Source organism: Marispirochaeta aestuarii, from assembly GCF_002087085.1.
GTDB classification, from domain to species: Bacteria; Spirochaetota; Spirochaetia; order JC444; family Marispirochaetaceae; genus Marispirochaeta; species Marispirochaeta aestuarii.
The window spans coordinates 1-13872 of the sequence record NZ_MWQY01000022.1 but is presented as its reverse complement, the minus strand read 5'-3'; the positions used below and the strand labels follow the sequence as shown (position 1 = coordinate 13872).

General features: G+C 54.6%; 12 protein-coding genes. 6 read left to right on the top strand and 6 right to left on the bottom strand.

Annotated elements, in window-relative coordinates:
* Positions 1-8: 8 nt before the first annotated feature.
* Entirely contained in the window at positions 9-1082 is a 1074-nt protein-coding gene (locus B4O97_RS16210) for a type 2 periplasmic-binding domain-containing protein (RefSeq protein WP_083052452.1), read from the bottom strand.
* A gap of 111 nt (positions 1083-1193) precedes the next feature.
* Between B4O97_RS16210 and B4O97_RS16205 the strand changes: the two genes are divergently transcribed.
* From B4O97_RS16205 to B4O97_RS16185, 5 genes are read left to right on the top strand one after another with little or no spacing between them, the layout of a single operon-like run.
* Positions 1194-2558 carry a TolC family protein gene (locus B4O97_RS16205; RefSeq protein WP_158084354.1) on the top strand — a complete coding sequence of 455 codons (1365 nt, stop codon included), beginning with the start codon at positions 1194-1196 and terminating at the stop codon, positions 2556-2558.
* A gap of 30 nt (positions 2559-2588) precedes the next feature.
* Positions 2589-3770, top strand: a complete 1182-nt coding sequence (locus tag B4O97_RS16200; RefSeq protein WP_083052443.1) for an efflux RND transporter periplasmic adaptor subunit — start codon at positions 2589-2591, stop codon at positions 3768-3770.
* Positions 3770-4468 (top strand): ABC transporter ATP-binding protein, encoded by a 699-nt coding sequence (locus B4O97_RS16195; protein WP_083052434.1) that lies wholly within the window; start codon positions 3770-3772, stop codon positions 4466-4468. Before B4O97_RS16200 ends, B4O97_RS16195 begins: the two co-directional genes overlap by 1 nt.
* Positions 4465-5709, top strand: coding sequence for an ABC transporter permease (locus B4O97_RS16190; RefSeq protein ID WP_083052433.1), 1245 nt, complete (start codon positions 4465-4467; stop codon positions 5707-5709). The genes B4O97_RS16195 and B4O97_RS16190 overlap by 4 nt, the downstream gene beginning before the upstream one ends.
* A gap of 26 nt (positions 5710-5735) precedes the next feature.
* Entirely contained in the window at positions 5736-6233 is a 498-nt protein-coding gene (locus tag B4O97_RS16185) for a hypothetical protein (RefSeq protein WP_083052431.1), read from the top strand.
* A 2-nt stretch (positions 6234-6235) separates the two neighbouring features.
* Here the strand turns inward: B4O97_RS16185 and B4O97_RS16180 are convergent, their stop codons facing one another.
* The 4 genes from B4O97_RS16180 to B4O97_RS16165 are packed head-to-tail and all read right to left on the bottom strand — an operon-like array spanning position 6236 to position 10643.
* A complete protein-coding gene (locus B4O97_RS16180; RefSeq protein ID WP_083052430.1) occupies positions 6236-8245 on the bottom strand; it encodes an ATP-dependent helicase in 2010 nt (669 codons plus the stop codon).
* 12 nt (positions 8246-8257) lie between these two features.
* Positions 8258-8737, bottom strand: a complete 480-nt coding sequence (locus B4O97_RS16175) for a COG2426 family protein (protein ID WP_083052428.1) — start codon at positions 8735-8737, stop codon at positions 8258-8260.
* Between the two features lie 32 nt (positions 8738-8769).
* Positions 8770-9552, bottom strand: coding sequence for an RsmB/NOP family class I SAM-dependent RNA methyltransferase (locus B4O97_RS16170; protein WP_083052427.1), 783 nt, complete (start codon positions 9550-9552; stop codon positions 8770-8772).
* Positions 9549-10643 carry a tRNA-queuosine alpha-mannosyltransferase domain-containing protein gene (locus B4O97_RS16165; protein ID WP_083052425.1) on the bottom strand — a complete coding sequence of 365 codons (1095 nt, stop codon included), beginning with the start codon at positions 10641-10643 and terminating at the stop codon, positions 9549-9551. The genes B4O97_RS16170 and B4O97_RS16165 overlap by 4 nt, the downstream gene beginning before the upstream one ends.
* 108 nt (positions 10644-10751) lie before the next feature.
* Here B4O97_RS16165 and B4O97_RS16160 point away from each other — a divergent pair, with 108 nt between their 5' ends.
* Positions 10752-11330: a hypothetical protein gene (locus B4O97_RS16160; RefSeq protein ID WP_083052424.1), complete on the top strand. Its 579-nt coding sequence runs from the start codon at positions 10752-10754 to the stop codon at positions 11328-11330.
* Positions 11331-11353: 23 nt separating this feature from the next.
* On the opposite strand, the gene B4O97_RS16155 is transcribed toward B4O97_RS16160, so the two are convergent.
* Positions 11354-13498 (bottom strand): PAS domain S-box protein, encoded by a 2145-nt coding sequence (locus B4O97_RS16155; protein ID WP_083052422.1) that lies wholly within the window; start codon positions 13496-13498, stop codon positions 11354-11356.
* Between the last annotated feature and the right edge of the window lie 374 nt (positions 13499-13872).

The following is a 13872-nucleotide window of genomic DNA, read 5'->3' as shown; positions in this document are numbered from 1 at the left end:
AGATAGAGTTACTCCAGGTATTTGAGCAGTTCCTGCAGCTCCGGGTCGTCCGCCTTTTGAGTCAGGGAGGGAATCTCTCTGAGGGAGTTCTCGTTTGAGCGGGGCAGGAGGGGGACCCCGGTGGCTGCCAGAAAGCGTTGCCGTACCCCTTCTGAGAAGAGGTAGTCCAAAAGGAGATCCTCGATTTTGAAAGCCGCATCATCCTCATCCCTCTGCGGGGTAAAGATACCGATATAAAAACTGGATCCCACCTGCCAGTTTGCGGTCTCGGAACCGGGGAAGGGGATGGAATCGAGGTGTATTCGTTCCCGGGGAGGATAGGTACTGTAGATGCTCCCGTCGGACAGGACAAAAAGACCTTTTCCGCGCTGTACGGCCAGTTGGGAAGAGGCAAAATTGGTCTCCCGGTAATCAGGATTAAAACAGCCTGCATCGACAAGGGTCTGCCATGCTTGTATGCCCCTGCTCCAGGCGGAAGGGGAGTAGCCTTCCGGGCTTTCGCCGCCGGAATATGCTATCTGCAGATGCTGAATCCAGGCAAGCCATGGCAGGTAGAAGGCAGATCCCAGGTTGAAGAGGGCTTCGGCATTATCCGGATGTTCCAGAAGAGTTTCAGAAAAGCTTTCCATGCCCCGGCGGCTCAAGGCTGCAAGATCATCATGCCCGAAGCCGAGTTCCGAAAGACGCCGGGAATCAAAATAGAGCCGCCAGGCGGAACTGATCCAGGGAACAGCCTCTGTGTAGAGTCCGGAATACTCATCCAGATCCTTCCCTGCAAGGATACTTACAAGCACCTCGTCCTTCTCCAGGGGTGGACCGGATAAGCGTTCCGTCAGGGAACGCCTCAGGTCCTGGTAGGGTTCGATGGTGTAGGAAAGTTCAACCCCGGGATAAAAAACCCTGAACTCCTTGAGCAGGGTATCAAGAGCCTCCCTGGAAGGAGAAGCATAGAGATGAAAAAAGGCCTGGATGCGCCCTTTCGGCTCAGCCTCTCCTCGAGAAGCCCGATATAGAAGGACTGTTCCCGAAGTAATTGCAGCCAGAATAAGGAGAGCAGCAGGAATCAGGTATTTAGGCTTCATGTACCTGATTATACCACGACAGCCGGAACCAGCTCCACGAAATCTTCACATTACGAACATAGCCTCTTCATCCCGGTATGGGTATATTATCATCAGATGGAGTATATTATTATGACTATATATGGAAATAAAAAACTTTTGACATTCCTCATGCTGTTTGTTGTCGCCGGGGCAGGCACCCTGCCGGCACTTTCTTTTGAGGATCTGCTGTCGTCCATTGACGAAAGCCACGGGGTAAAGGAGGCGCGATTCGTCCTGGAGACCTCCGTAGATCAGTTAAGTCTTTCCCTGTTTCCCGGGGATGCCCGAATGAGCCTGTCTCCGGGGCTCGATTTAACCTCCCTGAAGGATGGAGATTTTGCAGAGCAGCGGGAAATAACTGCTGCGGTGAATACCTCCATTCCCCTGGGGTTGAACCCCTCGGGCAGGGCGGCGGCGGAGACCGCCCGGGAAGCTGTATTCCTGGCGGAACTGGAGCTTGAGACCGCCCGCTATAACGCATATGTCGATCTTTTTGCCGCCTATTCCGCAGCCTGGCTTGCCCAGCGGGAGCTTGAGGTTCTGGAGAGTGAGCTGGAAGCCGCGGGTGAGGAGCTGAGGATTGTACAGAATCTTTTTAACAGCGGGTCCGCCTCTCTGAATGATTTGAATGATGCCGAAGACGAGCTGAGGCTTGCCGAGGCCGATCTGCTTACGGGAACTCTTGCCCAGCGTCTCAGCTGGCTGGAACTGGCGTTTTTTGCAGATCTTAACCAGGCAAGGGAGGAGTCCCTTGAAGCACCGGCCTCGAATTTTTCGGAACTGCCCAAACCTCCGGATCTGACTGCCTGGGCATTGGAACGTTCACCTTCTATACGCTCCCAGCGGGACCAGATTAACGCCCTCGAGAGGGAACTGGATGCCCGCAGGGGTATGGTTTCGCCCCCCACGCTCAGGGCCGACTTTTCCGGCTGGGAGCAGAATGCTTCACTGAGTTATAACATGGATAACCCTGAACTGGGACTGAGCTACTCCTTTCCCCTCGAATCCTATGGACCCGACCTGAGCAGTTCCAACTCCAATGCGGACAAAACCTGGGAACTGAGTTTTTCGGTGAATATACCCTTCAATACGGGTGTGGATACAAAAAAGGAACAGGAGCTGGGACAGTCCCGGATTGCACAGATCGAAGCCCGGCTGGCCCTGATGGAGGATACCCTGGCCCTTCAGATACGAAGTCTGTACCAGCAGTATCTGCTGGCGGAGGACGCGATTTCCCAGGCACAAAGGGCCCTGGATTTTGCCGAGATGACCCTGCAGACAGTCCTGGACCGTCGGGATTCCGGCCGGGCGACAGCTGCGGAGGAACTCAGCGCCAGGGCCTATTTCCAGCGGGCTTTGTTTCGCCAGGAACAGGCCGTGTCTGCCAGAAATATACAGATACTGAAAACCTCACAGGCAGCCTTCTGGCTCCAAGAACTTGTCCTGTGGGAATAGTTCTAAATAAAATCAAGGAGATATAATTATATGAAAAACAAAACCAAACTGCTTATTGCAATCCTTGCGGTTCTGCTCCTGGGCGGTGCTGCCGTCGGTTTTTTCTGGAAAGGGGACACCGTGGAAGCCGCGGGCGACAGTCCGGCGGAGGAACAGATAGCCGTCATCGAAGCACAGAGCGGAAAGATTTCCGTTAGTGTGGAAGGTCCTTCCCGGGTAGAACCCTATCGGCTGCAGGATATACGCAGCCAGATTTCCGGCAGTGTCACTGAAGCCCGTCTGGAAGGGGACGAAGTCGGGCAGGGAGAGGTCCTGGTACGCTTTGATGATACCGATTTACGCAGCGCCCTCCGTCAGGCGGAGCTGAACCTGCAGCAGGCCCGGGTGGATCTGGAAAAGGCACAGCTTGAGCTGGAAGAGGCGGAAGACGATCTGGCCGAAAAGGAGAGCCTCTTTGCCTCCGGTTCCATAACCCGGGACCAGCGTGATGCAGCGCGTGCCGCAGCCCGGAACGCCGCACTGGGCCTTGAAGGGGCCCGGATCCGCCTGTCCCAGGGTGAATTAAGCAGAGACCTGGCACAGGAGGCGCTGAACAATGCATCGGTTACCGCACCCTACAACGGGGTAGTGCTTGCATCGAATGTGAGCGCCGGCGATGTGGCAAGCAGCAATTCGGTGCTGATGAGTTTTGCCGATGTGTCCCGCCTGCGTCTGCGGGCTGAAGTTGATGAGTTCGATATCGGCAAGGTAAAAATCGGAATGCCCGTACGCATTACTGCGGACGCCCTGGGAAGTGAATCCCTGCAGTCTGTGGTGGAGCGGGTGAGCCCTGCGGCGGAGGTGGTGAACAACATTTCGATTTTTACCGTTTCTACGGTTATTCCCGCCTCTGACGGGGGACTTCGTCCGGGGATGAGCGCCGACCTGACTATCCTGATAAGCGACGACAGCGGGATTATTGTCCCCAGGACTGCGGTTTCCAGCGTGCGGGGCCGGTTTTATCTCGATGTCTGGGAAAATGACGAAGTTGTCACCAAAAGGGTGGTCGCCGGAGCGGACGACGGAACGAATGTCGTGATTACCGAAGGACTCGCGGAAGGTGAAAAGGTCGTTGTTCCCACAGGCGGTGGCTTTTCGTTGATCAGCGGTGCAGCAGAGAGTGCCGGGACCTCCATAATACCGGTGACTGTTCCGGGCTCGGGAGGCAGATAATGGCTGCCCTTATCGACATCGACGGCATAAGCCGCCACTACCAGATGGGACCTACCACGGTCAAAGCCATCGATGGGGTCAGTTTCGGTATCGCCGAGGGGGAGTTCGTTTCCATTATCGGTCCCAGCGGTTCAGGAAAATCGACTCTGATGAACATAATCGGCTGCCTCGACTCTCCCACGGGGGGAACCTACCGCCTTGCCGGGACCGATGTGTCCCGCATGGACAGCAACAGTCTGGCGGGGGTGCGGAACCGGTATATCGGCTTTGTTTTTCAGACCTTCAACCTGCTGGGGCGGGAATCGGCCCTGGAGAACGTGGAGCTGCCCCTGGTCTACGCCGGCATTCCTCCGAAGGAGAGGAAGGAGCGGGCCCTGGAGATGCTTGAACGGGTGGGCCTGGGAGACCGGAGCGATCACGTGCCGAATCAGCTCTCCGGCGGACAGCGTCAGCGCGTCGCCATAGCCCGGGCCCTCGCGGGCAAACCGAAACTGCTCCTGGCGGATGAGCCCACCGGAGCCCTGGATACCAGAACCGGCATTGAGATAATGAAGCTCTTTCATGAGCTGAACACCGAGGGGGTCACCCTTGTTATGGTTACCCACGACAACGATCTTGCCCGCCAGGCGAAACGGGTCGTCCAGATCAGGGACGGAAAGGTCCTGCAGGACGTTCCTGCAGAGGAGTTCGAAGCATGAACAGCTCCACTTTGCGGGTATTCCGGGCATTTCGAGAAAGTCTGGTCATGAGCCTCAGGAGCATCGGTTCCAACAAGGTGCGCTCCTTTTTAACCGCCCTGGGGGTCATGATAGGAGTGGCGGCGGTAATCGCCCTGGTCGCACTGGGGAACGGTGCGCAGCTGTCGGTGCAGCAGAGCCTCGAGTCCCTGGGCTCCAACCTGCTCCTGGTCTATTCCGGTGAACCCCGGGGGGGCAGCCTGGTGCGCCGCAGTACAACCAATATTACTCCGACCCTGTCGGAGGATGATCTGAACTTTATCCGCGCCCTTGGGCCGGAGCTCGTGGTCATGGCGGCTCCGGAATCCAGTGCCACGGCCCAGCTTAAGTACGGCAGTGTGAACACCGTGGCTACCGTGATCGGAACAGGTACCGGGTATCCTGATATCCGCAATTTTCATCCTGTACATGGCCAGTTTTTCTCGGAGCTGGATGTGGACACCCGCAAAGCGGTTGCGGTAATCGGGGTGCAGGTGTACCGCGACCTTTTTCCCGAAGGGGTGGATCCCCTGGGGCAGAGCATACGTATTAACGGCATAAACCACAGGGTCGTGGGTATTATGGAGGAGAAGGGAAGTTCAACCTCGGATGCGGCGGTCTTTATTCCCATATCCACCTATCAGCGTTATATCTCCGGGGAACGGAACTACGCCCTTATCAATGTCCAGGCCGCCTCCACGGAGGTTATGCGGGATCTGCAGCGGATAATCGAGAACGGGATCCTCAGTGCCCACCGGCTTCCCGGTATGGACAGCGCCGACTTTTACATAGCCAATCAGCTCGATCTGTTAAGCACCATGCAGGGTGTAACCGAGACCTTTACCGTCCTTCTGGGGAGTATAGCCGCCATCAGCCTGATTGTGGGGGGAATTGGCATCATGAATATCATGCTGGTTTCCGTTACAGAGCGTACCCGGGAAATCGGCGTACGTATGGCCCTGGGGGCACGGGGATCGGACATCCTGCAGCAGTTTATAACCGAGGCGGTCATTATTTCCCTGATCGGGGGACTGGTGGGAATCGCCCTGGGGGTCGGTGCATCCTGGGCTGTCTCCCGCTTCGGCGGAATGGCCGCCAGGGTCTCCCTGGATTCCGTAGTACTTGCCTTCGGATTTGCCTTTATTATCGGACTCTTTTTCGGCGGGTATCCCGCTTTCCGCGCCTCACGCCTCGACCCTATAGAGGCACTGCGCTACGAATAATTCTTGATTTTATACAGGAGGATTGTATGAAAAAAATTGCTTCCCTTGTGACGGTTCTTGTTATCATGACAGTCGGGCTCTTTGCCCAGACCGAGCCAGATCCTGCGGTGCAGGAGGCCAAGGAAGAGACGGCGGTGGTTTACGACCTGGGCCGTTTCTTCGGCTATGTTCACGGAATGACGACGGAAAACCCGAAACTTGCTTTAACGGATGATCAGAAGTCGGAGATTCGGGAGATTATGGACCGGATAAAAGGCATGAAGCGCGTCGAGCCGGCCTGGGCGGAGGAGACCCTTGAGTACCTGGAACTCGATCTGCTCAGCCCCGCCCAGCTTATGGAGGTGGACCGCAGAGCCATTGAATGGCAGAACAGCCGGGAAACCAGCTCCACCGCCGGTACAGGGGCGGGGTCCGGCACCGGACCAATCAGCTCATACCTGGCGGGGGGCCCCTTCAACCCCATTATCGATGAGACCAAAACCATCGGTCAGGGTTTCGCGGCCCTGTACAAATATCTGGACTGATTTCAGCTGCCGGACGCGAACTTTGCCCTGAGGGCGGAGAGGGCTTCCACCGCGTCTTCGGTGGACAGCTCGTCTTCGCCGATGTGGTCTTCTATAAGGCCCTCGGGGATCTCCGTCAGAAAAGGTGAGGGCTCACAGACCAGTACGTCCCGCATGTTCCTGCGGGACCGGCAGCTTGTTATGTAGAGCTTCTCCCGGGCCCGGGTTATGGCAACGTAGAAGAGCCGGCGTTCCTCTTCCAGGTTCGCCGGATCCTCCTCCACGGCACGGGCGTGGGGTACGAGGTGGGCTTCCACCCCGGCCAGGAAAACCAGGGAAAACTCCAGCCCCTTGGCGGCATGGATGGTCATAATGTTCACCTTGCCGTCATCGTCATCCTGGTCGTCATCCCGGGTAATCAGGGTAATCCGGTTAAGATAGTCGTATACCGAGGCTTTACGGCCCTCTTCCTTCTGGGTCTCCTCCCACTGGGCGATCATCTCTATGAATCTGCAGATGTTGGCATACTTCCAGCGCGCGGTGCTTTCGTTTTTCTGATGTTCTCCAATCAGATATGGCCAGTACTGGACCGCATCCACCAGGGACTGAACGGTTTTGGCAATGCCCTTGCCGGTAAAAACCATTTCCCGGTAGTACTCGATAAGAGAGACGAAATCCGACAGGTCCGTCTGGGCCTTTTCTCCCAGACCGGAGTCCGAGGCGTAGCGCAGGGCGGAGATGGCACTGTAGATGGAACAGTTTTTTTTCTGGGCCGTCTCCTGTATCCGCTGCAGGGTTCGTTTGCCTATGCCCCTGCGGGGGGTATTTATTATCCTCAGCAGGTTCATGTCGTCGTCGGGATTCGACATGATCCGCAGGTAGGAGATCAGGTCCTTAATTTCCTTGCGCTGAAAAAAGCTGGTGCCCCCGGATATGCGGTAGGGGATGTTCTCGTTGAGAAAGGCGTCCTCCAGGGTCGCCGAGAGAGAGTTGGTGCGAATCAGGACTCCCACATCGTGGTACTCGATCTCCCCCCGACTCTTGAGCATGCGGATCATGGTCGTAATGAACTCCGCCTCCCGCTGTTCGTTCTCCGGATAGTAGATTTCGATGGCATTACCGTAGCCGGTCCCCGTCCAGAGCTCCTTCTCCTTTCGGTTGGTGTTATGGGCAATCAAGCCGTTTGCCGCCGCCAGGATGTTTCCGGTGGAGCGGTAGTTCTGCTCAAGCTTTATCTCCGTGAGTTCCGGAAAGTCCCGCTCAAAATTGATGATGTTCTCGTAATTGGCTCCCCGCCAGGAGTATATGGACTGATCGTCGTCCCCTACCACGCAGATGTTGCGGTTGGTCTCGGACAGTATCTTCATGAGCCGGTACTGGGCCATGGAGGTATCCTGAAACTCATCCACCATGACATAGCGGAAACGCTCCCGGTAGGATTCCAGTACCTCGGGATTCTCCTGCAGAATATGGATGGGCCGGACGATCAGATCGTCAAAATCCACAGCGTTGTAGAGCTGAAGGTGCTCCTGGTACTCGTGAAAGAGCTTTTCGTAGATCTTTGTATCCCCGTCCCATTTGTGCCTGAAGGTCTTTACCGAGGAAAAGATATTGCCGATTTCCCACAGATCCAGGGTGTCCGGGGCCATGCCCAGCTCCCTGGCGCATTCCTTGATCAGGGCGTTCTTGTCCGCCTGGTCGTAAATACTGAAATTGTCACGATAGCCCGGCAGAAGATGAATGGTTTTGCGGAGAATCTGCACCCCGAAGGCATGAAAGGTGGAGACCGTCAGGTTGGAGAGCTTTTTCTTCGTAAGCTCACGAACCCGTTCTGACATTTCCCGGGCGGCCTTGTTGGTAAAGGTCAGGGCGAGTATGGAGGACTGGGGTATCCCCTGGGTCAGCATATGGGCTATGCGATGGGTTATTACCCTGGTTTTTCCCGAGCCCGCGCCGGCTATGATCAATAAGGGTCCGTCGATGCTAAGGACCGCCTCTTTCTGGCGGTCGTTCAGTCCTGAGGTAAAATCCATAGGCTCCTTATACTATTGAGAAACTGATTTTGTGAAAAAACTGAAGGCTTCGATTCCAAGAACGCTGACGGTGCTTACGATTATCCCGGCGATTATTACTCCGGCAAAGACCGCTGCAATGGTCCTGCGTTTTCCAAGCCCCAGAATCCAGGCTCCCAGGGTTCCGGTGTAGGCCCCGGTTACAGGGAGGGGAATGGCGACAAAGAGCATGATACCCCAGTACCCGTATTTCTGTACCTTGGCATCGACCTTGTGCCGTGCCCGCTCTAGGAGCGGATTTATCATTCCGTGGTACCAGCGAAAGCGGTTCATCCACATGTGTACGGTGGAGAGAAACAGAAAGCCCAGGGGGGCCACCATGGCGTTGACGGCGACACACAGAGGATAGGCGAAATAGAGGGGATAGCCCTTGGCCAGGGCGTAGGGAATCGCCCCCCGAAGTTCGGAAATCGGCAGAAAGGCAAGAAATATGGTAAAAAACAGAGGATTCATCGGGCCTCCAGGATTATGCTCCGCCGATAGTATCAGAAAGCCCGGGCCTTTGTCACCGCGGCGTAGTAGATAGGTCCCATTCCGTTCGCATTATCCGGGAGGATTATTCTGCCGTATTCCGTTGCCTCGCCGATTGTGCCGTCGGGTTGCAGCAGTCGACATTCGCTGGCCTGACGTTTCAGGAGTTTGGCGATAACGTCGTCATTTTCCCCGGGGGACAGGGCGCAGGTGGAGTAGACGAGGATACCCCCCGCTTTGAGGGCGGTGAAACCCGCTGCAAGAATCGCGTAGGCCTGTACCGCCAGGTGTCTGGTGCGGGCGGGACTCCAGTTCTTCAGATGTCCGGGGTCCTGGACAAGGTGGCGCTCGGAGGAGCAGGGAACATCCGCCAGAACCCGGTCATAGAGGTTCTGTTCGTAGAGTCCCCAGCGGGCGGCATCATGGGCGGTAACAGTAATGCGGGAGAGTATGCCCGTTTCAAGGTGTTCCTCCAGGACCCGGCGCAGACGGGATCTCCGCTGGGAGGAGCGGTCGTTTACCGTAAGCTGCGCCTCAGGCCCCATGCTCCCGGCTATGGCCAGGGCCTTTCCTCCTGGAGCGGAACAGAGATCCAGAATATTTACGCCTCCTTCTACATCAAGGGCCCGGACGGGAAAGAGGGAGGCTGCGTCCAGGTAGTAGGGCTTCAGAAGTCCCCGGCTCAGTTCAGCGTGGGAGGAATCAGCCTCCATTGCCTGTTTAAGACCCTCCCAGCGACTTTTGAAAAGGTCCCGGTAGTATGTGTCGAAATCCGGCCTCCGTCCCTTTTTACTCATTTTCTTCCCTCCGCAAGGGCGCTGAAATAGTCGTCGTAATCATCTATACAGTTTTCCCAGGCATAGATCATCATGGACCGGGAAAGGTCCTGTATTGCCGGAAGACCCTGTTTAAGCAGTTTCTCCAGCTTTGCCACCAGGTCGGGAACATTTTTATACAGATGTCCCCGGTGGAAATGATCCGGCAGAACCTCCGGATAGGCAAGCCGGTGGGGAAGGAGGGGAAAGGCCCCGGCAGCGACCGCCTCCACGATGGAAATACCGAAGTTCTCCTGCAGGGCCGTGGAAATGACAATGTCGCTCTTCCGGAGCCATGAATCATATTCTTCCCGGGATTCTCTGTAACCATAGACGGCGATCCGGTTTCCGAAACGTTCCCTGGCAGCCTTGAAAGGTTTCGGAACCTTCCGGGAGCACTCTCCAAGAAGGGCTATGCTGAAATCAAGTCCTTTTTCGTCCAGCAGCTCCAGCGCCTTGAAGAACTTCTCCGGGGCTTTGTCGAATTCCCAGCGGTGGTTCCAGAGAATAAGGAGAGGCCCCGGTGCATGGGGTTTTTTCTCCTCCATGAAGGGGGAGAGTTCACAGCCGGGATAGAGTACCCGGCTTTTCCTGCGGATTGAATCCCGAACCCAGTCCGGACGGAATTCCGGTATGCGTTTTAAGAACGGAACAAGTTCCCGGAAGAAGGCGTCAAGGTGAAACCTGGAGTTGAAGAGTATTCCGTCGGCGCTCAGGCAGTTTGTTATATCCGTAAAACCGAATTGATAGTCAATCTTTTCTTCAGGAGGCAGGGGGTAGCTCAGCTGACTCTCGTGGGAGTAGAGGACCAGGGGAGGGAGGTCCGGACCTGCAAGGGCTTTCAGGTCCGCAAGACTCATCATACCGCCGCTGACTACAAGATCATAATCCTGCCAGTTGTCGATTTCCTTTAAAAAATGAAGGGAGGCCCCCCTGAGTCGCCACTTCCAGGAACGGGCCGGAAGGCTTACCAGACGAATATCATGGCGGCTGTGCCGTATAAGGCCGTCGGCAAAGGTTCTGTGGGATCCCCCGTAAAAGGCTTCAAGAAAGAGTATTTTCCGGCTATCCATATTGAAAAACCACTCTAAAGCAAGGCTTCATCTCTATCAATAGTACCTCCGGTCCTGAACTTTGTAATGCCGCAAAACCGGAGATATATTAGTGTAGAAGGAGTTTTCATGAAACGTACGTATATATATCTGCTGCTGGTTCTGTGTGCACTGATGACGCAGGGGCTCTTTGCCTTCGGTTCGAAGGAAAAGGAAGAAACGGGCCTCAAAGACAGCGTTCAGACGGAAGAGAAGCGCAGGATCAGTCTCGTCCTCGTCTCCTCCAGCCCGGCAGATCAGGGAAGCAGCGCCGGTTCGCTTGCGGGAGAAGCCTCCCTTTTTCTGTTTCAGGAGTATGCAGTCAGCGAAACAGGTGTGAAAATTTCCTCCAGTCGCCGCTTTTCCATGCCCGTGGAGGGCAGAAAACAGATCGGGCTTTCAGGCGTTCCCCTGGCAGTTGAATATGAGCTTGAGCTGATTCCTTCCGCTCCCCGTGCATATCGAAAGGTCAGGGAGCTCGAGGTTGTGTTCCCCGCGGAAGAGCTTGTCTCCTCGGGGAGGGTTCGCCTGCAGCCCGGACGCAGGGCTCTGCTCGAGGCTGCCAAAAAATCTGGGATGAACACGGGATTAATCCGGATAAAAAGTATGGAGTACAAGCGCAGGGGAGATATCGTATCCCTGGTGGAGATAGCCCGTTCGGCGGATTGATGTACCGGGGGCTGATGGCAACGTCAGTCCTTCAGGCTGAGTTTCAGCCTGAAAACAGGTTGCGGACTTTTCTGAATTTCCAGGGAGCCGTTAAGCTGCTCGACAAGGGTTCCCACCAGCTGAAGACCAAGGCTCGCGGGATTATGTATGTCCACATCTTCCGGAAAGGGACGTCCCGTGTTGGAAAGGGTCATGTAATAATAGCTGTCGGCGTTTTCTTCCAGGGAAACCGAGAAAACAGCCTCCTTGTCAGTCGTAAAGCCGTGTTTGATTGCGTTTACCGCAATCTCGTTTACTATAAGACCAAGGGATACCGCCGGTTTTGTCTTGACCGTGATGTTTCCTATACGGTTGTCTATTCTGATGGGGCGGTCGGAGAAGGATGAAAAAACCATCTCCAACAGGTCCTGGATATAATCCCCCAACTGTATGTGGGTGATTTTATCCGATTGATACAGTTTTTCGTGAATGATCCGGATAGCGTCAATTCTGGAAATAATATCCGAGAGGTCGAGCTGGCTTCCGAGTCTGGCGGTTTCTATCTGCAAAAGGGAGCTTATTATAGCCAGGTTATTTTTTACCCGGTGGTTAAGCTCCTTCATCAGAAGCTCCTTTTCCTCCACCGCATCGATGAGCCTGTCCTCCGCTTTTTTCCGCTCTGTTATGTTCCGGACAAATTCAATGACACCCTGCATTCTCCCCGTCTCATGGTCTCGCAGGGGATAGCTGTAGACTTCAACCCATTCCGGTTCTTTTTCGCCTTCAGATGAAACCTGTATCACATCTTTTTCAGTTTTTCCGCTCAGCAGACAGCGCTGTGAAGGGCAGGGATTGCAGATTTGATCTGAATAATGATAGGCGTAATGACATTTTTTTCCCACAAGCGGCATCATATGTCTGTGCCGTTTTTCCATTACAGGATTTACATAGGTAATATTCAGATTCGTGTCGAGAACGCTTACTCCATCCTGTATGCTGCTGAGCACGGCGTTAAGATAGTCCCGGGATTCCCGAAGCTCCCGGTTTTTCCGGTATTCCTCTGTTACATCCCTGAATACCAGAACTACGCCGCTGATGATTCCGCTGCTGTCCTTGATGGGAGCGGCGCTGTCGGCGATCTGATGCTCTTGTCCGGTCCGGGAAATCAGAATGGTATGATTGCTCAGCCCGACCGTCTCGCCTGTTTCCATGACTCGAGCAACCGGGTTGGGGCTTGTCTCCCTGCTGAATGCATTCTGTATCTGAAAAATTTCCGCGAGTTTTTTACCCTTCGCCTCCCTGATAGTCCATCCTGTAAGCTCTTCGGCTATAGGATTCATGCGGACGACATTCCCCTGGATATCTGTGGAGATTACCCCGTCACCGATGGAATTGAGGGTAATTCGCAGGCTCTCTCTGCTCTCCTGAATCTGCTGCTCCCGGAGCTTTCGCTCGTGGATCTCCCGCACAGTGGTGAGAATTCCAAGTTCTCCCTTAAAATAGATTGGAATACCGCTGACCTCGACCCACACCCTGCTCCCGTCCAGCCGAATATACTCCTGCTCTATCCGCTTACTTATAGGCCGGTGTGATTTGACCATTGTGTTTATCCGGTCTATGGCCTCTCTGTGATAGGCCGGATCTATCCGGTCCAGTATGGAGGTATCGAGGACCTCCTCATTTGAGGACGCTCCGAAGAGCCTCCGGGAAGCGGGATTGAGATATACCAGAATAAAGTCTGTATGAATAAACATGGGATCCGGGCTGTGTTCCACCATGGAGCGGAAGCGGGCCTCGCTCTCCTGTTCATTTTTAAAAGAGGCATGCAGCCGGAAGGCCATCTTTATTGCATTAATCAGGACGGTTTCGCCGGTGTTCTTAACCACATAGCCATAGGCGGTTATGCTCTCGGTTTTTTCTACAACCTCCGGATCCGTATAACTGGATAAAAAGATTATCGGCAGGGACCGTTTTTGAAGGATGGCCCGGGCGGCCTCGGTGCCGTCCATGCCGTGCCCGAGGTTGATATCCATGAGAACCAGATCGATATCGGAGTCCTTTTCCACGATTGAAACAGCCTTCTCTCCGGTCAGCGCGGTTTCCACAGAGTATCCGTACTTTTCGATCATCTTGGATTCAGTCATCGCAAGAATTGCCTGATCTTCCACCAGGAGAATCTTCTTCGGCATGAAATATTCCCTTTTTACACAAACGTATCAGCAAAAGTATACGGTGAGAATGGAGGAATCGCAAGATAATGGCAAAATAAACGTATTTTCAGGGCTTATTGAAGGAATGAACCCGGAATTGACTCCGGGGGAACCCCAAAGGTTCATTTTTGAAAAGAGAACCTATTTGGTTCATATTTAGAAAAAGAACCCTTTTGGTTCTTATGGACAAGTCTGAGTATGGGTGGTAGGATTGGAATATGCAGAAAGTGTGGGCCATGATAGCCGACATCGTCGACTCCCGCTCTGTCAAGGAGCGCGGGGTCTTTCAGCAGGGCCAGCGCACATAGTTATGCACAGGCAGTCGGCTCGAAGAGCGATAGGTAAATTTTTAT

Excerpts from the sequence above, each read along its gene's own strand:
- B4O97_RS16175 (WP_083052428.1), bottom strand. The coding sequence starts at position 8,737 with ATGAATCCTCTGTTTTTTACCATATTTCTTGCCTTTCTGCCGATTTCC.
- B4O97_RS16165 (WP_083052425.1), bottom strand. The coding sequence starts at position 10,643 with ATGGATAGCCGGAAAATACTCTTTCTTGAAGCCTTTTACGGGGGATCC.
- B4O97_RS16195 (WP_083052434.1), top strand. The coding sequence starts at position 3,770 with ATGGCTGCCCTTATCGACATCGACGGCATAAGCCGCCACTACCAGATG.
- B4O97_RS16210 (WP_083052452.1), bottom strand. The coding sequence starts at position 1,082 with ATGAAGCCTAAATACCTGATTCCTGCTGCTCTCCTTATTCTGGCTGCA.
- B4O97_RS16185 (WP_083052431.1), top strand. The coding sequence starts at position 5,736 with ATGAAAAAAATTGCTTCCCTTGTGACGGTTCTTGTTATCATGACAGTC.
- B4O97_RS16155 (WP_083052422.1), bottom strand. The coding sequence starts at position 13,498 with ATGCCGAAGAAGATTCTCCTGGTGGAAGATCAGGCAATTCTTGCGATG.
- B4O97_RS16180 (WP_083052430.1), bottom strand. The coding sequence starts at position 8,245 with ATGGATTTTACCTCAGGACTGAACGACCGCCAGAAAGAGGCGGTCCTT.
- B4O97_RS16200 (WP_083052443.1), top strand. The coding sequence starts at position 2,589 with ATGAAAAACAAAACCAAACTGCTTATTGCAATCCTTGCGGTTCTGCTC.
- B4O97_RS16190 (WP_083052433.1), top strand. The coding sequence starts at position 4,465 with ATGAACAGCTCCACTTTGCGGGTATTCCGGGCATTTCGAGAAAGTCTG.
- B4O97_RS16170 (WP_083052427.1), bottom strand. The coding sequence starts at position 9,552 with ATGAGTAAAAAGGGACGGAGGCCGGATTTCGACACATACTACCGGGAC.
- B4O97_RS16205 (WP_158084354.1), top strand. The coding sequence starts at position 1,194 with ATGACTATATATGGAAATAAAAAACTTTTGACATTCCTCATGCTGTTT.
- B4O97_RS16160 (WP_083052424.1), top strand. The coding sequence starts at position 10,752 with ATGAAACGTACGTATATATATCTGCTGCTGGTTCTGTGTGCACTGATG.